The sequence below is a fragment of the Mesorhizobium sp. B2-2-3 genome (genome assembly GCF_006442405.1).
GTDB lineage: Bacteria > Pseudomonadota > Alphaproteobacteria > Rhizobiales > Rhizobiaceae > Mesorhizobium.
The window spans coordinates 16,598-36,714 of sequence record NZ_VFWC01000005.1; the positions used below are offsets into that span (position 1 = coordinate 16,598).

The 20,117-nt window shown below is 64.2% G+C and carries 18 protein-coding genes; 6 read left to right on the forward strand and 12 right to left on the reverse strand.

Going from position 1 to position 20,117, the window contains the following annotated elements:
- Positions 1 to 208: 208 nt before the first annotated feature.
- From FJ951_RS10705 to FJ951_RS10745, 9 genes are all read right to left on the reverse strand, one after another.
- On the reverse strand, positions 209 to 1,186 hold the full coding sequence (locus FJ951_RS10705) for a branched-chain amino acid ABC transporter permease (RefSeq protein WP_140514992.1): 978 nt from the start codon (positions 1,184 to 1,186) through the stop codon (positions 209 to 211).
- Between the two features lies 1 nt (position 1,187).
- Positions 1,188 to 2,075, reverse strand: a complete 888-nt coding sequence (locus FJ951_RS10710; protein ID WP_140514993.1) for a branched-chain amino acid ABC transporter permease — start codon at positions 2,073 to 2,075, stop codon at positions 1,188 to 1,190.
- A 7-nt stretch (positions 2,076 to 2,082) separates the two neighbouring features.
- Positions 2,083 to 2,787 carry an ABC transporter ATP-binding protein gene (locus tag FJ951_RS10715; protein WP_140498404.1) on the reverse strand — a complete coding sequence of 235 codons (705 nt, stop codon included), beginning with the start codon at positions 2,785 to 2,787 and terminating at the stop codon, positions 2,083 to 2,085.
- The gene (locus FJ951_RS10720; RefSeq protein ID WP_181167435.1) at positions 2,780 to 3,580 is read right to left on the reverse strand and encodes an ABC transporter ATP-binding protein; all 801 of its coding nucleotides are present in this window, start codon (positions 3,578 to 3,580) and stop codon (positions 2,780 to 2,782) included. The genes FJ951_RS10715 and FJ951_RS10720 overlap by 8 nt, the downstream gene beginning before the upstream one ends.
- Complete coding sequence (locus FJ951_RS10725) at positions 3,577 to 4,785, reverse strand: ABC transporter substrate-binding protein (RefSeq protein WP_140514995.1); 1,209 nt, start codon at positions 4,783 to 4,785, stop codon at positions 3,577 to 3,579. The genes FJ951_RS10720 and FJ951_RS10725 overlap by 4 nt, the downstream gene beginning before the upstream one ends.
- Before the next feature lie 238 nt (positions 4,786 to 5,023).
- On the reverse strand, positions 5,024 to 6,133 hold the full coding sequence (locus FJ951_RS10730; RefSeq protein ID WP_140514996.1) for an ABC transporter ATP-binding protein: 1,110 nt from the start codon (positions 6,131 to 6,133) through the stop codon (positions 5,024 to 5,026).
- Positions 6,134 to 6,146: 13 nt separating this feature from the next.
- On the reverse strand, positions 6,147 to 8,357 hold the full coding sequence (locus FJ951_RS10735; protein WP_246671706.1) for an iron ABC transporter permease: 2,211 nt from the start codon (positions 8,355 to 8,357) through the stop codon (positions 6,147 to 6,149).
- A gap of 78 nt (positions 8,358 to 8,435) precedes the next feature.
- Entirely contained in the window at positions 8,436 to 9,482 is a 1,047-nt protein-coding gene (locus FJ951_RS10740; protein ID WP_140514998.1) for an ABC transporter substrate-binding protein, read from the reverse strand.
- Positions 9,483 to 9,516: 34 nt separating this feature from the next.
- On the reverse strand, positions 9,517 to 10,317 hold the full coding sequence (locus FJ951_RS10745) for an inositol monophosphatase family protein (protein ID WP_181172228.1): 801 nt from the start codon (positions 10,315 to 10,317) through the stop codon (positions 9,517 to 9,519).
- Between the two features lie 236 nt (positions 10,318 to 10,553).
- Here FJ951_RS10745 and FJ951_RS10750 point away from each other — a divergent pair, with 236 nt between their 5' ends.
- Positions 10,554 to 11,579 carry a substrate-binding domain-containing protein gene (locus FJ951_RS10750; protein ID WP_140514999.1) on the forward strand — a complete coding sequence of 342 codons (1,026 nt, stop codon included), beginning with the start codon at positions 10,554 to 10,556 and terminating at the stop codon, positions 11,577 to 11,579.
- A gap of 41 nt (positions 11,580 to 11,620) precedes the next feature.
- Here FJ951_RS10750 and FJ951_RS10755 read toward each other — a convergent pair whose 3' ends face one another.
- On the reverse strand, positions 11,621 to 12,952 hold the full coding sequence (locus FJ951_RS10755) for an aspartate aminotransferase family protein (protein ID WP_140515001.1): 1,332 nt from the start codon (positions 12,950 to 12,952) through the stop codon (positions 11,621 to 11,623).
- On the reverse strand, positions 12,949 to 13,833 hold the full coding sequence (locus FJ951_RS10760; RefSeq protein ID WP_140515002.1) for a MurR/RpiR family transcriptional regulator: 885 nt from the start codon (positions 13,831 to 13,833) through the stop codon (positions 12,949 to 12,951). The genes FJ951_RS10755 and FJ951_RS10760 overlap by 4 nt, the downstream gene beginning before the upstream one ends.
- Before the next feature lie 107 nt (positions 13,834 to 13,940).
- Here FJ951_RS10760 and FJ951_RS10765 point away from each other — a divergent pair, with 107 nt between their 5' ends.
- The 5 genes from FJ951_RS10765 (at position 13,941) to FJ951_RS28725 (ending at position 18,641) form a co-directional block, all read left to right on the forward strand.
- Positions 13,941 to 15,170 carry an ABC transporter substrate-binding protein gene (locus FJ951_RS10765; protein ID WP_140515004.1) on the forward strand — a complete coding sequence of 410 codons (1,230 nt, stop codon included), beginning with the start codon at positions 13,941 to 13,943 and terminating at the stop codon, positions 15,168 to 15,170.
- 77 nt (positions 15,171 to 15,247) lie between these two features.
- The gene (locus FJ951_RS10770; protein WP_140515005.1) at positions 15,248 to 16,147 is read left to right on the forward strand and encodes a branched-chain amino acid ABC transporter permease; all 900 of its coding nucleotides are present in this window, start codon (positions 15,248 to 15,250) and stop codon (positions 16,145 to 16,147) included.
- Positions 16,148 to 16,157: 10 nt separating this feature from the next.
- Entirely contained in the window at positions 16,158 to 17,138 is a 981-nt protein-coding gene (locus FJ951_RS10775; RefSeq protein WP_140498394.1) for a branched-chain amino acid ABC transporter permease, read from the forward strand.
- Positions 17,128 to 17,883 (forward strand): ATP-binding cassette domain-containing protein, encoded by a 756-nt coding sequence (locus tag FJ951_RS10780; protein ID WP_140515007.1) that lies wholly within the window; start codon positions 17,128 to 17,130, stop codon positions 17,881 to 17,883. The genes FJ951_RS10775 and FJ951_RS10780 overlap by 11 nt, the downstream gene beginning before the upstream one ends.
- Positions 17,883 to 18,641: an ABC transporter ATP-binding protein gene (locus FJ951_RS28725; protein ID WP_181168460.1), complete on the forward strand. Its 759-nt coding sequence runs from the start codon at positions 17,883 to 17,885 to the stop codon at positions 18,639 to 18,641. Before FJ951_RS10780 ends, FJ951_RS28725 begins: the two co-directional genes overlap by 1 nt.
- A 9-nt stretch (positions 18,642 to 18,650) precedes the next feature.
- On the opposite strand, the gene FJ951_RS10790 is transcribed toward FJ951_RS28725, so the two are convergent.
- Positions 18,651 to 20,066, reverse strand: a complete 1,416-nt coding sequence (locus FJ951_RS10790; RefSeq protein WP_140515008.1) for an amidase — start codon at positions 20,064 to 20,066, stop codon at positions 18,651 to 18,653.
- Positions 20,067 to 20,117 lie beyond the last annotated feature (51 nt).

The window sequence follows — 20,117 nt, forward strand, 5'->3', positions numbered from 1 at the left end:
CCGCGACGTCTCTTCGAAGGAACCGCTGACCTCTCCCGGCGACGGCCCTCCAACCTTCATGTGGTCACGCGATACGGAGACGGTAGCGCTACCAAACCTGCCTGTAAAGCAGGCGCTTCGATAAACATCCAGGCTGCATTCCCGGTTGCTCACTGGACTGCCCACCACATGGCTGGAGACAGCAGGCAGATCGGCCACGGGATGAATATCAACCACTTGCACCGTCCGCCGGCCTGGGCAGCCGCGCCTGGAATTCGCCGACGATGCCGCGCCGGAAGACGAGCACGCAGACCATGAATATCAGGCCGGTGGCGATGGTCACCGGAAAGCCTGAGGTGGCGAGTGTGTTTTCAAGGCCGACGACGAAGCCGGCGCCGACGACCGGCCCGACCATGGTGCCGATGCCGCCAAGCAGCGACATCAGGATCACCTCGCCCGACATCTGCCATGTCACGTCGGTGAGCGTCGCGAACTGGAACACGATTGCCTTGACCGCGCCGGCAAGCCCCGCAAGTGCGGCCGACATGACGAAAGCGGCGAGCTTATACCTGGCGACGGAATAGCCGAGCGAGATGGCGCGGTTCTCGTTCTCGCGGATCGAGCGCAGGATCATGCCGAAGGGCGAGTTGACGATCCGCCAAATGGCGAAGACGCCGATCAGGAAGATGGCCAATACGACATAGTACATGTTGACCGTAGCGCTCAAATCGATGATGCCGAAGAGGTTGCCGCGCGGAACGCCCTGGATGCCGTCCTCGCCTTGCGTGAACGGTGCCTGCACGCAGAAGAAGAAGAACATCTGCGCCAGCGCCAGCGTGATCATGGCGAAATAGATGCCTTGCCGGCGGATGGCGAAGAAGCCCATGACCAGCCCGAGCAGGGCCGCGCCGGCGGTACCCAGCAGAATGCCTGCCTCTGGCGGCCAGCCCCATACCTTGACGGCATGCGCGCAGAAATAGGCGGCGCCGCCGAAGAAGGTCGCGTGGCCGAAGGACAACAGGCCGGTGTAGCCGAGCAACAGGTTGAAGGCGCAGGCAAACAGCGCAAAGCACAGCATCTTCATAAGGAAGAACGGGTAGACGAAGAACGGCGCGGCGATGAGCGCCAATACCGCCAGCGCCACCAGCGCGCGTTCCAGCCGCACGGAGGCCGCGGCGCGCTTTTCCTGAAGCGTCAGCTCGCTCATCTCAGGCGTCCCTTCCGAACAGGCCGGCCGGCCGCAGTAGAAGCACGATCGCCATGATGACGAAGACGACAAGGTTCGACGCCTCGGGATAGAACACCTTGGTTAGGCCCTCGGCGAGGCCGAGCATGTAGCCGGTGACGATGGCGCCCAGGATCGAGCCCATGCCGCCGACCACGACGACGGCGAAGACGACGATGATCAGATCCGACCCCATCAGCGGACTGACCTGGTAGACGGGAGCCGCCAGGATCCCGGCAAGACCGGCAAGTGCCGCACCCAGTCCATAGGTGAGTGTCAAAAGCAGTGGCACGTTGACGCCGAAAGCCTGGACCAGTTCTGGATTTTCGGTCGCGGCGCGCAGATAGGAGCCAAGCCTGGTCTTCTCGATCAAAAGCCATGTGCCCAGGCAGACGAGAAGCGATGCCAGCACCACCCAGCCGCGATAGTTGGGCAGGAACATGAAGCCGAGATTGGTGCCGCCCGCAAGTAGCGCCGGCACCGCATAGGGATTTCCCGAGACGCCGTAATAATAACGGAAGACGCCCTCGATGACCAAGGCCAGGCCGAAAGTGAAGAGCAGGCCGTAGAGAGGGTCGAGCTGGTAGAGCCGCGAGAGCGCTGCACGCTCGACCGCAATGCCGAACAGCCCGACGGCGAGCGGCACCAGGATCAGCGCCGGCCAATAGCCGATGCCGAGATGGACAAGCAGCAGATAACCGATGAAGGCGCCCAGCATGTAGAGCGCGCCGTGGGCGAAATTGATGATGCGCAGCAGGCCGAAGATGACGGCGAGGCCAAGGCTCAGCATCGCATAGAAGGAACCGTTGATCAGCCCGACCAGCAACTGCCCGAGAAAGGCCTGGATGGGGATGCCGAAGATCATCGTCATGGCGCGATCATACTCCGAGCACCTCGTGAAGTTGAGCGTCGTGGGCGGCCAGTTCGCCGACCGGAAACCCGCTCAGCACCTTGCCGTGCTCCATCAGGTAGAAGCGGTCGGCAATGCGGGCGGCGAAACGGAAATTCTGCTCCACGAGCAGGATCGTCATGCCGCGCTTTTTCAACGTCGCAAGCAATTCGCCGATGCGCTGGACGATGACCGGCGCCAGGCCTTCGGTCGGCTCGTCGAGGAGCAGCATCCGGACACCCGTCCTCAGGATGCGGGCGATCGCCAGCATCTGCTGCTCGCCGCCGGATAGCCTGGTGCCCGGGCTGTTGCGGCGCTCCTTCAGGTTGGGAAAGAGCTCGAAGATCTCCTCGACGCTCATGCCGCCCTTGGCCACCACCGGCGGCAGGATCAGGTTCTCGTCGACTGTCAGCGTGGCGAAAATGCCGCGCTCCTCGGGAACGAAACCGATGCCTTGGTGGGCGACACGGTGCAAGGGCAGGCCGATCAAGTCGTTGCTGTTGAAGACGACACTGCCGGTGCGCTTGCGGATCAGCCCCATGATGGCGCGCAGCGTCGTGGTCTTGCCGACGCCGTTGCGGCCAAGCAGCGTCACGGTTTCGCCGCGGAACACATCGAGGTCGACGCCGTGCAGCGCGTGGCCCTCGCCGTACCAGGCATGGAGATCGCGCACGGCAAGCAGCGGCTCACTCATGCTCGGTTCCCATATAGGCTATCCGGACGCGTTCATCCTGGCTGACCGTCGGATAGTCGCCCGCCGCGAGCACCTTGCCGCGCTGCATCACGGTGATCCAGTCGCAAAGATCGGCAACGACGGTCAGATTGTGCTCCACCATGAGCACGGCCCGATCGCGGGCCAAGGCGCGGATGATCCCGGAGATCATGCTGACATCCTCGTGCCCCATGCCGGCCATCGGCTCGTCGAGCAGCAGCACCTTTGGATCGAGCGCCAGCGTGGTGGCGATCTCGAGCACGCGCTTGCGGCCATAGGAGAGATCGCCGGCGAGCCGGTGCGCCGCGTCGTCGAGGCCGACCGTGCCGAGAAGCTCGCGCGCCCGCGGCGTCAGTTGGTCGAGCGCCGAAAGCGGGCGCCAGAACTGGAAACCCAGCCCGCCTGGCCGCTGCAGCGCGACGCGCACATTGTCGAGCACGCTCAGATGCGGAAAGATCGCCGATATCTGGAACGAGCGCACGAGGCCCATCCGCGCCACCTTGGCCGGCGGTGTCCGGGTTATGTCGGTGCCGAGCAGTTCAATCGTGCCGCTGGTCGGCTGCAGGAACTTGGTCAAAAGATTGAAGATCGTGGTCTTGCCGGCGCCGTTGGGTCCGATCAAGGCGTGAATCCTGCCGTGATGAACGTCGAGATCGACATCCTTCACCGCAACGAACCCGGCGAAGTCGCGCCTGAGGCCGCGGGCGGAAAGCACCACCCGCGGCACGGCTCCATCGCCGTCAGGCCTGACGGCCGCGGCGGTTGCCGTCGTCACTTGCTGACGAGCGGGCAGCCGCTATCCGTGGCCTTCATGAAGGCCTGGTCGCCCGGAATGGTTGCAAGATAGGTGTAGTAGTCCCAATCCTTCTTGCTCTCCTCGGGCTTCTTGACCTGATAGAGGTACATGTCGTGCACCATGGAGCCGTCGGCCTGCACCTTGCCGTTGGCGGTAAAGACGTCATTGACCGGCATCGAATGCATTTCCTTGGCCACCGCTTCGGTTTCGTCGGTGCCGGCCTTGTCGATGGCCTTGAGATACTGCGACACCGCCGAATACGTCCCGGCCTGGATCATGTTCGGCATCCTGCCGGTGCGTTTGAAGAAGCGGTTGGCGAACTCGCGGCTCTTGTCGTCGCGATCCCAGTAAAAGCCTTCGGTCAGCACGACGCCCTGGGCCGCCTGCAAGCCAAGGCCATGCACTTCGGCCAGCGTGAACAGAAGTGCCGCGAGCCGCTGGCCGCCGGCGACGATGCCGAATTCGGCCGCCTGCTTGATCGAGTTGGAAGTGTCGAGACCGGCATTGGCAAGGCCAACGATCTTGGCGCCGGAGGATTGCGCCTGCAGCAGGAAGGATGAGTAGTCGGTCGAGCCGAGCGGATAGCGCACTTCACCAAGCACCTTGCCGCCGCGATCCTTGACGAGCTTGGCGGTCTGCTCCTCGAGCGAATAGCCAAAGGCGTAGTCGACGGTGATGAAATACCAGCTGTCGCCGCCTTGCTGCACCAGGGCACCGCCTGTGCCGACGGCCTGGGAATGGGTGTCGTAGGCCCAATGGAAACCATAGGGCGAGCACTGCTTGCCGGTCAGGTCGGTCGCAGCCGCGCCGGTGACGATGTCGATCTTCTTCTTTTCCTTGGAAAGTCCCTGAACGGCTAGCGCCACCGAGGAGGTGGTCAGTTCCATTATGGCATCGACCTGCTCGGTGTCGTACCACTGGCGCGCGATGTTGGAGGCGATGTCCGGCTTGTTCTGGTGGTCGGCGCTGATGACCTCGATAGGCGCGTTCTGGACCTTGCCGCCGAAATCCTCGACAGCCATCTTGGCCGCCTCGACGGACCATTTGCCGCCGAAATCGGCATAGACACCCGACTGGTCGTTGAGGATGCCGATCTTGACCTTGCCGTCGGAAATTTCGGCTGCCGCCGCTGGCATCGCGGTCCCCACAAGCAGCGCGGCTGAGATGAGATAGGATGCTTTCACTGGTATTTCCTCCCTTGTGGCCACTGTCGAAAACGCCCATTGCGGCCCTGTGACGGCTTCGAGTGCACCGTCTGGTCCCGCGTGAAGAATACGTCCTGTGCTCGCCACAGTTCCAAATTGCCCGGACACATGGTCACAAGCGCACATTCGGAATGCACAGAGATTCGTAACATCGACATGGAACGTCGAGAACCACTATTTTCGTATCAGGCGCACCGGTAGCGGTGTCCGCTGCTGGCTAGGACTTGTCGCGCGCTATCAGCACGATCTTTGCCGGATCGAAATCGACCGCGACGACGCTGCCTTCCGGCAGGGCGGGTGTGACGATCGGCGACGTCGCAAACAGCTCGACCGCCGGATCGTTTATCGCGACGCGGTATTCCATGTGGTCGCCGAGATAAGAACTCTTGACCACGCGCCCTCTCATCCCGCCGGCTGCCGGCTGGCCGGCGACGAGGCGCACGGCATTCGGCCGGACGGCCAGCACCGCCGGCCCCGCCGCGATGCCGCGATGCGGCATGTCGAGCCGCAGCGGCCCGATCTTTACCTCGGCATTCGTCCCATTGCTGGCGAGAACCTCGACATCGAGCAGGTTGGCGTCGCCCATGAAGTCGGCGATGAAAGAGTTCCTGGGTTCGTTGTAGAGGTCGCGCGGGGTCCCGTCCTGAGCGACGCGGGCAGCGTTCATGACGATGATGCGATCGGACACGGCCAACGCCTCCTCCTGGTCATGCGTCACATAGACAACGGTCAGCGCGAGGTCCTGCTGAAGACCGCGGATTTCATCGCGCACGCGCCGGCGCAACTTGGCATCGAGATTGGACAGCGGCTCGTCGAACAGAAGCACCTTCGGCTCCAGCACGATGGCGCGCGCCACGGCCACGCGCTGCTGCTGGCCGCCCGAAAGTTCGCTCGGCTGGCGCTTCTCGTAGCCGGACAGGCCGACCTGTGCCAGCTTCTCGGCGGCGCGCCCCGCGGCCTCAACCTTGCCGAGCCCGGTCGCCCGCAGGCCGTAGCTGACATTTTCTATGACGTTCATGTGCGGGAACAGCGCGTAGGACTGGAAGACCATGCTGACGTCCCGTTCGGCGGCTGACAGCAAGGTGACGTCCTTGCCGTCGATGACGACGCGCCCGTGGCTTGCGTGCTCCAGCCCGGCAATCAGCCTAAGCGTCGTCGTCTTGCCGCAGCCGGAAGGTCCGAGCAGCGTCACCAGGCTGGCCGGTGCGATGTCGAAGCTGACATTGTCGACGGCAGTGACGGCGCCGTATTTCTTGGTGACGCCCTCGAAACGCACTGCCGGTCTGTCCACCACGCCGGGGGCAGCGTTCTTCGCCGTTTGATCCATACGCGTCTCCCGATCAGATTGGTGCCACGACGGCTTGCGCCTCGGCCCGGCGCCGGCCAAGCCGGCGTTCCCCGACCAGCAGCTGGATGCCGATCAGAATGATCATCATGACGACGATCAGCACCGCCGAATAGACGATGGCGATGCCGTATTCGCCGACATCGGCTCGCCCGACAATATAGACGGTGGCGAGATTGAAGCGGCCGGTCGCCAGGAAGATGACGGCGCTGACGGCGGTCACCGCACGCACGAAACTGTAGATCATCGCGGTCACGATAGCCGGCTTCAGGATCGGCAGGATCACCCGCCGCAAGGTGGCGAAGGAACGCGCCCCCAGTGTCAGCGATGCCTCGTCCAGGCTCTTGTCGATCTGCCCAAGATTGGCGAGGCCCGCACGGATCGCAACCGGCATGTTGCGGAAGATGAACGAGATGACGATGATCAGTCCGGTGCCGGTCAGTTGCACCGGCGGCACGTTGAAGGCGAGGATATAGCTGACGCCGACGACCGTGCCGGGAATGGCAAAGCTCATCATGGCGAGGAATTCGAACATCGTGCGCCCGGCGAAATGCTGCCGGTCGAGCAGATAGGCGGTCAGGATGCCGAGCGCGGCGGTGAACGGCATCGCCACCAGCGCAAGGCCGATGGTCATCAGCAGCGACGGCCAGGCCGACCCGCTCAGGAACCAGCCATTGACGCCTTTCTCGACGGAGAAAGCGGTGAGGAAATATTCGAGCGTCGGCGTGTTGTCGCGGCCGATCGATTGCACGAAGCCGCCGCCCAGGATGATGCCATAGACCACGATGGTCAGAAGCAGCCAGGGAATGACGGCGGCGTAGCAGCCGATGCGCAAGCCCTTGGGCAGCGTGGCCGGCACACCGCCATCGCCCTTGCCGGCGACGGTGACGTAGCTGCGGCTGCCGATCCAGCGGCGCTGGATGACGAAAGCGGCGAGCGTGAATCCCAGAAGCACGATCGCCAGCACCGCCGCACGGCCTTGATCATGCGCAGCGCCCACCACCGCAAAGAAGATGTCCGTCGACAGCACGTTGAAGTTGCCGCCCAGCACCAGCGGGTTGGCAAAGTCGGCCATGCTCTCGATGAACGAGATCAGGAAGGCGCTGGCCAGCCCCGGGCGGATCAACGGCCAGGTGATTGTGCTGAAAGTGCGCCAACGGCTGGCGCGCAAGGTCTGCGAGGCCTCCTCCATGCTCGGGCTGACGCCCTGCAGCACGCCGGCCAGGACCAGGAAGGCGATCGGCGTGAAAGCCAGCACCTGCGCGATGGTGATGCCGGCCATGCCGTAGATCCAGCGGCTGCGCGGAATACCGAGATGTTCTGACAAAAGATTGGTGACGATGCCGGCCCGGCCGAACAACAGGATCAGCGCCAGGCCGATGACGAAAGGCGGCGTGATGATCGGCAAGATGGAGAGGCCGCGCAGCAGCCATTTGGCAGGCAGCCTGGTGCGCAACGCAATCAGCGCCAGCGCCAGGCCTAGCGCCGTGCAGAAGAATCCGACCAGCACCGCGATCGCCACCGTATTCCACGCCACCCCGCAGGAACCGTCGCCGTAGAGGCAGCGCAGGCTCCAGATGTTGGCACTGAACAGCTTTTCGGCAAACAGAGCCGGCACGATATCGCCGTCATTGTCCTCGATGGCGGAAGCGAGGATCGACAACAGCGGATAAGCCACGAACAGGATCAGCGAAGCGATCACGATCAGCAGCGAGCCGACGACAAAACGGTCGCCCTTGCACCAGCCACGCGCGGCCAGCGCCTCGGCGATGAACATCAGCATCGTCACCGCGTACAGCACGGCACCCCAGCCGAGACCCGGCTGCACCGGCCCCGGCGTACTGGCGAGATGCCCAAGCCAGGCAAATCCCCAACCCGAATGGATGATGGAAAAACCCTCGATCGCCAGCCAGGCGAGACCGGCAGCGCCCGCCGTCGCCAGGCCGGGGAGGTTCCGGCGCGCGACGAGCCAGCTTGCCAGGAGAAGTGGCAGGATCAAGGGAAGCAGCCAGAGCCGACCGTTCAGCGACAGCAGGATGGCTGGTGCCGCCTCTGCCGGACGCGCCAGCCAGTCAAAGGAAAGCAAGCCGCCTTCGACTTGGTACCATGGCAGCACAATGAAGCTCGCCCATGCCAGCGCCAGCCATCCGGCGGCACTGCGCCCCGGGAGGTCATTGGCCATGGGATAGGGCGAAGCCCGTGCCATTCGACATCTTCCTTTGGTATGGTCGGGGTTGCGCCGGCTGCCCCGCAGGCAGCCGGCGGATCGGCCGTACGGACCAGATCAGCCGCCGTTGCGGACCTCATCGGTGAATTTCTTCAACAGCCGCTTGCGCTCCGCTGACGATCCGTATTTGGCGAAGTCGTAGTCGATCAGCTTGATCTTGCTAAGGTCCGGCGCCTCGGGCGGCACCGGGGTGCCGGTGTTCGACGGGATCTGGTAGCTGCCGTTCGGAGCCGCCAGTTTCTGCGCGTCTGGCGTCAGCGCCCAGTCGTAGAATTTCCGCGCCTCGTCGATGTGCTTGGCCCCGGCAACAATGCTCATCGACCCGATCTCGAAACCGGTGCCTTCACAGGGCGAGACCACCTTGACGGCCGGGTTCTGCTTGGCGGCGTTGATGACGTCGTGCTGGAAGGAAATGCCGACCAGCGTCTCGCCCTTGCCCACGGCGAGCGCGGGTGCGGCGCCCGCCTTGGTGTATTCGGCGATGTTCTTGTTGAGCTGCTTGAGATAGTCGAAAGCCTTGTCCTCGCCCATCAGTTGCACGATTGTCGCCAGCATCGTCCAGGCGGTACCCGAGGAATTGGGGTCGGCCATCTCGATCTCGCCCTGGAAATCGGGCTTGACCAGATCCGCCCAGCAGGCCGGCGCCGTCAGGCCGCGCTGTTTCAGGTCTTCCTCGTTGTAGCCGTAGCCAAGCGCGCCGAGATAGATGCCGACGGTGCGGTTCTTGGCGCGTTCAGCCTGCCTCAAAGCCCAGTCGCGCAGGTTCGCCAGCTGCGGCGACTTGTATTCCTGGGTGAGACCTTCTTCCGCCGCCTGAAGATGCGGGTCGCCGGTGCCGCCCCACCAGATGTCGGCTTGCGGATTGTCCTTCTCGGCCCGCAGGCGCGCATAGATCTCGCCGGCGCTCATGCGGGTCATGTCGACGCTGACGCCGGTTTCCTTCTGGTAGGTCGTGGCCATGGCCCGGCACCAGGCTTCGTCGACGCCGCAATACATCACGAGGTTGCGATCCGCCGCATGGGTGCCGCCGGCCAGACCGAAAATGGCCAGCACCGCAAGGCCAAGCCACGTCCTGCCTTGTCTGCGATCAAATGGACCTTTCATCGATATTCCTCCCTTTCATGCTCTCTGGAATTGGTTATTCGTCGTCGAGCGGCACTCCGATCACCTGGGACAATCTCGCCGCCACACCCGGCGCCGCAGCAAGCACCGGATTGCCCTTCGCCATGCCGTCGCCGTCGAGAAAGCGGTTGACGCGCCCGCCGGCTTCCTCGACCAGCAGCAATCCGGCCAGGCAGTCCCATGCATTGATATGAAGCTCGGCATAGGCATCCGAGCGGCCGTCGGCCACATAGGCAAGGCCCAGCGCCCCCGAACCGGAGCGGCGCACATTGGCGCCCAGCGACCAGACCAGGGCCACCTTGTCCAGATAGTCGCGGTTGGGAATCCGCGGCGACCAGCCGAACTCCACGGAGGCGCGGTCGAAGGCCTGGGTGCGCGAAACATGGATCGCCGCGCCGTTGCGCGTCGCACCGTGCCCGCGGCGGGCAAAATAGACCTCCCCGATCGCCGGATTGGCGATCCCGCCGATCTCGCTGCGGCCGTTCTGAACGAAGACGATCGAAACGCAGAAATGCGGAATGCCGCGCATGAAATTCGCCGTACCGTCGATCGGGTCGACGACCCACATGCGATCAGAGCCGCCGCTGCCGCCGGTTTCCTCGCCCAAAAACCCGTCCTCGGGAAAGGCCGCGGCCAACGTCGTACGGATGTGATGCTCGACCTTGCCGTCGGTCTCGGTCAGGAAATCCTGCGGGCCCTTCATCTCCACAGGCTGCGCTGCGTCGATTTGGCTGTAGCCCTGCATCGCCATGTTTCCCGACGACAAGAGCAGTTGCCGGCAAACATCGGCGCGCCTGTCGAGTTCGGCTTCGGACATCCGGCTGGCTTTCGGCTGCACCGCCATGCTGTTCACGCTGTCCGTCCAGGCAATGGCAGCTCCGATGCGGTCTGCGAAGAAATGGGCAAGGTAGCCTCCGGCGCCGGCTTCATGCACGGCTGTGCAAAGCTGTTTCATTTACGCATGTGTGTCAAGGGCGGCGGTGACACCTGTGACCGGCTTGCGCTATGCTGCACGTGCGTGCAAGGAATCGGTAAACGGCAGTGGGAGTGTGCATGACGACGCCAAGAGGCCGTAATGGCTTTTCCAGTGCCCAGCAAGTCGCGGACCTTGCCGGCGTTTCGCGCTCGGCCGTGTCACGCACGTTCACGCCCGGCGCCAGCGTTTCGGAAGAAACCCGGGAGCGGGTGCTGCTGGCGGCCGAGCAGCTCGGCTATCACGTCAACCATCTGGCGCGCGGCCTGATGCGGGCATCGACGGGCATCGTCTGCCTTGTCGTCGCCGATGGCGACACGCCCTATCAGGCTCGTATCCTGCGGGCGCTGACACAGCATTTGAGGGATGCCGGCAAAGTGGCCATGGTATTCAACACGTCGGGCCCCAGCCACCATGTCGACCAGGCGCTGCGCAACACGCTGAACTACCGTGCCGATGCGACGATCGTGCTGTCCGGCACGCCGCCGCAGGAGCTGATCCGAACCTGCCTCGAGAACGGGCAGCGCCTGATCCTGATCAATCGCGACGACCGGTTCGACGGACCGCATAACATCGGCGTGGACAACGCCGCCGCCGCCGAGGCGGCACTTCACGCCTTTCTTCGTGCCGGTTGCACCAGGCCTGCCCTGGTGACGTCGGCAGCCGGCACGCCCAGTCTGGTGGCGCGCGAGACGGCCTTTCTTGCCGCAGCGCGCAAGGAAGGACTGGAGGTGATCCAGTGGCGCGAGGGCCGCACGGGTTATGCGACCGGGGCAGAAGGCGCAAGGCGCCTGCTTTCGGGCCGGCAGCGACCGGATGCGGCATTCTGCGTGACCGACCTGATCGCCTGCGGTTTTCTGGACGCGGCGCGCCACGAGTTCGGCGTCGACGTCCCGCGCGATCTCTGCGTCGCCGGCTTCGACGACATCGAGCAGGCTGACTGGGCTTCCTACCGGCTGACGACCTTTGCGCCGCCGATTGAGGAGATCGCCACGCACGCCGTGCGACTGGCCGCCGGTTCGCGCGAGGAAGCAGGCGCCGGCAGTCGCCTGACCTGCCACGCGCCGATGGTCTGGCGCGGCACTGTGAGGCCAGGTCGGGGCTGATGCCGATTGGACCAGAGTCCGGTCGGTGAGCGTCTCATGCGCTAGATCGCAATGCTGCCGATCGCGGCATCGACGGCGTCGCCCAAACGGTCGACGATAATATCGACCGTGCCGTCGTCGACGATGAATGGCGGTGCAAGCAGGACGTGATCGCCGGCCCGCCCATCGACGGTGCCGCCCATCGGATAAACCATCAACCCCCGCTGCATCGCTTCCGATTTTATCCGGGCATGGACCTTCAGGCGCGGATCGAACGGGGCCTTGGCCGAGCGATCCGCGACAAGTTCGATGCCCTGGAAAAGGCCGCGCCCGCGAATGTCCCCGACATGGTGATGGTTGCCGAAGCGCTCACGCAGCCGTCGTTCGAGCGTGGCGCCTCGCGCCGCGACATTGGCAAGCAGACCATCACGCTCGATGACCCGCTGCACGGCGAGGCCGGCCGCACAGGCGAGCGGATGACCGATATAGGTGTGACCGTGCTGGAAGTCGCTGCCTTGCGAAAAAGCATCGAATATCCGGTCGGATGCCAGCACCGCCCCGAGCGGGGCATAGCCGCCGCCGAGCCCTTTGGCGATCACCATAATGTCGGGTGCGACGCCCTCCTGCTCGCAGGCATGCAGTGTTCCGGTGCGACCCATGCCGCACATGACTTCGTCGAGGATGAGCAGCACGCCGTGGCGATCGCAAATCTCGCGGATGCGCCTGAAATAACCGGGTGCGGGTGGCACGGCGCCGAGAGTCGCTCCAACCACGGTCTCTGCGACAAAAGCAATGACCGTTTCCGGCCCGAGTTCCTGCAGCTTCGTTTCAAGCGCATCGGCGGCCCGCAGGCCGTAGGCCTCGCTGCCTTCATCCGGCCGCTGATGCCGATAGGCATAGCATGGTTCGATATGATGGTTTTCGATCAGCATGGGCTCGAACGGCGCCTTGCGCCAGGCGTTGCCTCCCACCGAAAGCGCGCCCAGCGTATTGCCGTGATAGCTCTGCTGACGGGCCACGAAGCGGCGGCGCTGCGGCTCGCCGCGCTCGACGAAATATTGCCGCGCCATCTTCAGGGCGGTCTCGATGCCTTCCGATCCGCCGGAGACGAAATAGACGTGATGAAGATCGCCCGGCGCGTGAGCGGCAAGTTCGTCCGCCAGTTCCTCCGCCGGCCGGGTGGTGAAGAAGCTGCTATGCGCATAGGCGAGCCGGTCGAGTTCGGCATGCATCGCGGCAAGAACAGCCGGATGCTGATGGCCAAGACATGAGACGGCCGCACCGCCGGAGGCGTCGATATAGCGGCGTCCCTTGCTGTCGATGACGGTGACGCCATCGCCGCCGACGGCAACGGGATAGTCGTGGTGGATCTGGCGATGGAGGATATGCGTCATGACCGTTGCCTGGTTTCGTAGATATGGGTGGAAAGGGTGTCGAACTGACGTTCGACGTCGCGCATGGCGGCCAGCGCGCGATCGCCGGCGGCGGCCGCCAGGATCGCGGCCAGCGTTTCGGCGATGGCAAAGGCCGGTGCCATCGTGTGGAAAAAGGACGGGCTCTCGGTCGGCACGATGATGACGGCGCCCGCCCGGTTGACGAGCGGCGAGACCACGCTGTCGGTAATCGCCACGATTTCGAGCGCGCGGCTGCGTGCATAATCGACGAGTTCGACGGCGGCGCGCGTATAGGGCTTGACGCTGATCGCCAAAAGCACGTCGCCCGCTCCCGCTTCCCACAAAGGATCAGGTCCGGTTCCGCCGACGCCGTCAAGCAGACGCACCGCGCCGCCGGCGAGGCCATAGACGTAGGCGAAATGGCAGGCGACGGGGTAGCTCGACCGATAGCCCAGCGCATAGATGCGCTTGGCGCCTGCCAGCACCGAGGCTGCCCGGGTCACCGCCTCCAGCGTCGCCGGATCGCAAAGCTTCGCCATATGGCGCTCGAGCGTTTCGGCCAGCTCGAAGGCCAGCGCGCCGTCTCCTCCGCGCTTGCGCCGCGCCATCAATGCTTCGGCCTTGCCCAAGAACTCCTTCTCGCCGCGGCGAAGTTGCTCGGCGTAGAGGTCGCGCAGGCTATCGTAGCCGTCGAAGCCCATGCGCTGGGCAAGCCGCGTCATCGATGCCGGGGTCACCCCGGCGCGCTGCGCCTGGACGCGCATCGACAGGAGGGCAACGTCACGCGGATTGTCGAGCACCCATTGCGCCGCCGCGCGAAGCTGGCGCGGCATCGTCTCGAAACTCTCGAGCAGGCGCGAGCGGAAGGCGGGTTCCAACATGGCGCGAATTTACGCCGGCCGTTGACGAGCTGCAATGAATATTTCAATCTGCCAGAAATGAGCGTAGTGTTTCATTCAATCAGAAAACAAGAACAGGGGAAATTCGCATGAAACAGACCATATCCAGTCATTTGGGAGCGCTGGCGGCACTCGCGCTGGCTTCCTTGCCGTTCGCAGCCGCACCGGCTCTGGCCGAGGATCCAATCGCGCTAGGCTGGGTGGGGCCGCTGTCCCCGCCCGGCAACTATTCCGGCGGCCAGGAGATGCAATGGGCGGTGCAGCTCGGTGTTGACGAGGTCAACAAGGCCGGCGGCGTGCTCGGCCGTCAGCTGAAGGTGAGCTACGAGGACACCAAAGGGCAGCCGGCCGACGGCAGCGCGGCGGCGGTTCGACTCATCACCAAGGACAACGTCGCCGCGATCTTCGGCGAATTCCATTCCTCGGTCGCCCTCGCAGAAATCGAGGAGGCGCACAAATACGGCGTCGCCTGGGTCGGTACAGACGTATGGGCGGATGCCATCACGGCCAAGCAGTATCCGGAAGTCTATCGTCTCGCTCCGGCCAACTCGCTCGTTTACGTTAAGGCAGCCGACTGGACGGTCGAGCAAGGTTTCAAGAACATCGCCATCATCGCCGAAAACACGGACTTCGGCCAGGGCGGGGCCAAGGTCGTCGCCGATGAGCTGAAGGCCAAGAACGTCCCCTATACGCTGGCAACGATCGACCTGAACCAGCAGGATTTCACGCCCGCGCTGCTGCGCCTGATGAACCAGAGCCCGAAGCCTGATGCGATCCAGATGGTGATCGCCGGACAGGCGCAGTATCAGCTGGTCAAGCAGGCCTGCCAGCTCGGCCTCGCACCGACTGCCGAAACGGCCCTCATCGGCTCCTCGGGTCTGCTGCAGAAGGAAGTGTGGGAAGTCGACGGCGAATGCGCCAACAATCTTCTCATCGTCAACGTCGCGCAGCCCAAGTCGCAATGGAACGACAAGGCCAAAGCATTCGTGAAGGCGTTCACCGAACGCTACAATAGGGCACCGACCGGCGTGGCCATGGAGGCCTATGACACGTTCGGTGTCGTCGTCGAAGCGATCAAGAAGGCAGGCTCGGCTGACCGCGCGGCGATCGTGAAGGCACTGGAAGAGATCAAATATGAAGGGGTGAACGCCACCTACACCTTCCCGACCACCAAATCTCCCGACTGGGCTTTCCATCAGTTCGTCGACGTGCCGTTCACGATCATCCAATACACGGCCGTGAACCAGGCGCCGGAGGATGCTGCGATCGTCTATCCGAAGAAGTGGGCCACCACCGACAAGGTCATGCCCGGCAAATGAACGGCACGCCGGCGGCTCCATAGCCGCCGGCGGCCGCTTCACTGGACAGGCGGCCGACAACGAGGTGATGTGAACCCATGAGCTATTTCCTCCTCCTGGCCGTCAACGGCCTGGTCATCGGCCTCATTTTCGCGCTGACGGCGGCGGGGCTCACTTTGGTCTTCTCGGTGTTGAAGGTCGTCAATTTCGGCCATGGATCGCTCTATATGCTGGGCGGCTATGCGTCCTACTACATCATCGCCTGGTTCCATGCGCCGCCGCTTGTCGGTGTCGCCGGCGCGATGGTGGCCCTGTTCATCTTCGGCGTGCTCTTCGAGAGGCTCGTCATAGCGCCGATGTATACCGACAAGGTCGAGCGCAAGGACGAATACGCCATTATCGTCACCTTCGGCCTCACCATTCTGATCACCAATCTCGGCCTTGTCGTCTTCGGTCCCTTCGCCAAGGCGCCGCCGTCCTTCATGACAGGAGCGCTGATCCTCGGTCCGTTGATCCTGCCTTACGACCGGCTGATCGCTGCGGTCGCTGCCGTCCTCCTGCTTGTCGGTCTGACGCTTTTCCTGAAGCGCACCTCGCTTGGCCAGGCACTCGATGCGGTGAGCCAGAGCCGCGAGTCCGCCGCGGTCATCGGTATCGATCCACGCCGCATGTACACCATCGCTTTCGGCATCGGCTCGGCGCTTGCCGGCGGGGCAGGGGCGTTGATCGCGCCGATCTTCGCCCTGTCGCCGTCGATGGGTGAGTTGCCGGCCGTGCAGGCCTTCATCATCATCGTGCTCGGCGGCATGGGTTCCGTCGGCGGAAGCATTACCGGCGGCATCCTGCTCGGCCTGGTGCAAGGGCTGGGTGTCGGCTATCTGCCGGATCCCAATCGCGCGCTTGCCTATACGCAGGCGTTCGGAGCGCTGCTGCTCGTCATTGCGTTGCTCTTCCGGCCGACCGGCCTGTTCGGCCGCTCGCATCTGCGGCTGGAATAGGGGCACGGCAATGATCCGTCCAACATTCTCGCAATCGGCTCAGGCGATTCTGCTCGTGGTAGCGTTGCTGGTGCCGCTCGGCGTCGGACCATACTGGACCCACGTCGGCGCCATCGCCTGGTACTATGCGCTGCTTGCCGCGAGCTGGGCGCTGCTTGCCGGTTTCGCCGGTCAGTTCTCCTTCGCCCATGTGGCTTTTGCCGCGCTGGGCGGATATGCCTCGGCCTTGTTCGTTGGCCAGATCGGCATGCCGCTGCCGCTTGCCATTCTTGCCGCCATCGCTCTTGCCGTCGTGGCCGGCGCCCTGATCGGCGCGCTCGTCCTGAGGCTTTCCGGGCCTTATCTGGCCCTCTTCACGCTTGCCATTTCGGAAATCTTCCGCCTCGTTCTGGTCGCGGAGGAGGACATCACACGCGGCATGCTGGGCTTGCCGGTGCCCGGCCTCTTTTCCGGTCGATCGGACCTGCCTTATTACTATCTCGGCCTTGCGCTCGTCGTCCTGGCGGTATTGGGAATGAATGCCTTGTTGGCGACCCGCGTCGGTCTTTTTCTACGTGCCATCCGGGAAGACGAGGGCGCCGCGCGCGCCAGCGGGGTGGATACCACGCGCTACAAGATCCTCGTCTTCGTGGTAACCAGCGTGATCGCGGCGATAGCCGGCATTTATTACGGCCATTTCATCGGCATCCTGACGCCCAACATGGCTATCCTGCCGGAGATGGGTCTGGTTATCGCGATGGCGGTGATCGGCGGCATCGAAAGCCTGCCCGGCGCCGTGGTCGGCGCAGTCGTCGTCTTCCTGCTTTCCGAGACGCTGCGGTCCTACGGCGAATGGCGTTTCGTGCTGATGGGTCTGGCGCTTATCCTGGTGCAACGCTTCGCGCAGAACGGCCTGTATCCGATGGTCGAAAACTGGGCGCGCTTCCGCGCGCGGCCACGGGAACAAGCGCCTGTTCCAACTGCTACCACCGAGGAACCCCATGCCGGTTGAGAAGGACACCGCTTTTTTCTCGGTCAGTGGTCTTGCCAAGCATTTCGGCGGCATCCATGCCGTCGAAGGCTTATCCTTTGCCTTGGCCCGCGGCGAAATTGTCGGGTTGATCGGTCCCAACGGCTCGGGAAAGACAACCACCATCAACATGGTGACGGGCGCGCTCAAACCCGACGGCGGTGCCATCCTCGTCGAGGGCACCGACATGGCGCGCTCGCCGGCCAATCTTTTCGCGCGCCGCGGTGTTGCCCGTACTTTTCAGGTTCCCCGCCTGTTCCGCCGCATGACCGTCCTGGAAAACCTGATCGTGCCGGCGCTTTCCGACCCGGCGGAACGGCGCGCCGCGGCAGAGGAGCGCGCCCGTGGGGTTCTTGCTTTCCTGAGGCTCGACCATCTCGCCGACAGTTATGCAAGAGCGCTTTCCGGCGGCCAGCAGAAGCTGCTGGAACTCGGCCGGGCGCTGATGCTCAAACCGAGATTGCTGCTTCTGGACGAGCCCTTCGCCGGCGTCCACCCGCGCCTGCTGGAGGAGATCATCGAGCACATAAGGAGCCTCAATCGCGACGGTCACACCATCGTCGTTGTCGATCACAACCTCGAGGCTATTCAGTCGGTCGTAACGCGCGTCATGGTGATGGCGCGAGGGCGCAAGATCGCCGACGGCGCGGTCGCCGAGGTGCTGCGCAATCCCGAGGTCGTGCACGCCTATACGGGATCCCGCGCAACGCATCGGGAAGCACGATGATGGAAACCGCTTCCCTGCCATCGACCCCGCCGCTGATCGCCTGCGAGAACCTTGTCGCCGGCTATACGCGCGACATCGACATATTGCGCGACGTTTCGGTCAGAGCCTGGTCTGGCAGCATTTCCTGTGTGGTCGGCCCGAACGGCACGGGCAAGTCGACGCTTCTCAAGGCGTTGTTCGGCTTTCTGAAACCGAGTGCTGGCCGGGTGCTTCTGCGAGACGTGGACATCACCGGAAACCCGCCCTTCCGGATGCTGGGCCTTGGCCTGGCCTACCTGCCGCAGCGGCCGAGCCTCTTTCCTCATCTCTCGGTCGAATCGAACCTGAAACTCGGTCTCTGGCATGCCAGGCCGAAGAAGACGGTGCTGACCGAGAAACTGGAACATGTCTATGAGCGGTTTCCCGTCGTTCGGGAGAAACGCACGCAGCCTGCCGGCCAGCTCTCGGGAGGCCAGCAGCGACAGGTCGAGATCGCACGCAGCCTGATGGCCGATCCGTCGGTCTACCTGATCGACGAACCGACCGCCGGCGTCGATCCGCAGACCAGCGAGACGATCTACGACATCGTCCGCGATCTTGCCCGCGAACTCGGCAAGGCCGTGCTGCTGGTCGACCAGGATATTCGCGCCGCGCTTGCCATCACCGACTACGTCTATGTGGTCAAGAACGGCACGGTTTTTTCCGAAGGCGCGCGCGCGGATTTCGGTGCCGACACCGACGCTCTTGTCGCACGTTGGCTGTATGCGAGCGGTGAATGAACGGGCAGCTTACGGCGTGGCGTAGCCCGGCGGCTGTTCGAACAGGCCGCCGCGCCGGATCTCGAGCGCCCGCCCGATCCTCAGCGCCAGCGGATCCTGGAAGCGGCGAACCGCGATCTGCAATCCTGCGGGCAGACCATTGACGAGACCGATGGGGACGCTGAGCGCTGCCATGTCGAGGAGGTTCACCATGCGGGTAAACGTCCCAAGCGGCGTCGTTGTCTCATCGATGTCGGCCAATGGCGGCGCGGTAATCGGCGCCGTTGGCGTCAGGAACGCATCGGCGCCTTCGAGATCGCGATGAAACTCGATCTGCGCGGCCCGGCGCCTTGCAATCAACTCGTGATAAGCGGCGAGGCCGATTTCCCTGCCCTTGAGAACCCGCATGCGGATCGCCGTGCCGACGCCGCTGTCCGCGGGTTCCACGTAACGGCCGAGATGATGCCAGGCTTCGACGGCCATGATGTCGCCGGCCAGGGCCTTGTAGGTGTCGTAAGATTGCGGCATCGGCATCCGATCGACATTGGCACCGAGCGCCTCCAGTTCAGCGACGGTGGAGTCGAAGCGGTCCAGGATGCCGGGGTCTACGCCGGCAAGGTCCAGGGCCGAGGGGATGCGCAGGCGAAGGCCCGATATGCTCCGCTCGAGCCCGTCGAGCGGCGAGGTCGGCGCCACGCCAAAGGTGGCCGGATCGCCGGGATCGGGACCCTCGAGCGCGGCCAGCAGAAGGGCTGCATCCTCCACCGACCGGGTCATGGGACCGATGCTGTCGAAGGACATGGCAAGCGGCAGCAAGCCGCCGCGCCCGATAAGGCCGAAGGACGTCTTCAGGCCCACGATTCCGCACATGGCGGACGGATTGCGGATGGAGCCCGTAGTGTCGGTGCCGAGCGCGACCGGCACCAGTCCGGCGGCGACGGCCACGCCCGAACCGCTCGACGATCCGCCCGGCGCGCGCGGGATGGCGCTGTCACGCGGGTTCAGGGGCGTGCCGGCGACCGGGTTGGTCCCCCAACTGCCAAAAGCAAATTCCACGGTGTGCACCTTGCCCAGCAGGATCATCCCGGCCGCGACAAGGCGTTCGATTGCCGTTGCCGTGGCGGTTGCGGGTTCGCCCGCAAGCGCTTTCGAGCCTGCCAGGGTCGGATAGCCTTCGACGTCAAGCAGGTCCTTGGCCGCGAAAGGGATACCGTCCAGCGGCCCTTTCGAGACGCCGCGACGGCGACGCTCGTCGGCTTCGCCGGCGGCCTGGAGCGCAGCCTCAGGAAACAGCCGGACGAACGCATGCAGCGAATTGTCATGAACGTCGACACGATCCAGCGCGCGCCGGACGATCTCGGTCGAGGATGTGTTGCCATCGGCGAGCGCGCGGCCGAGTTCGGCGGCGGTGGCGAAGGCGGAAATCCCTTGGGCGGTGGCGTTCATGCTGTCCTACCTGTGCGAGTCGGTGAAATGAAGCATGGAAAACCACGTTGC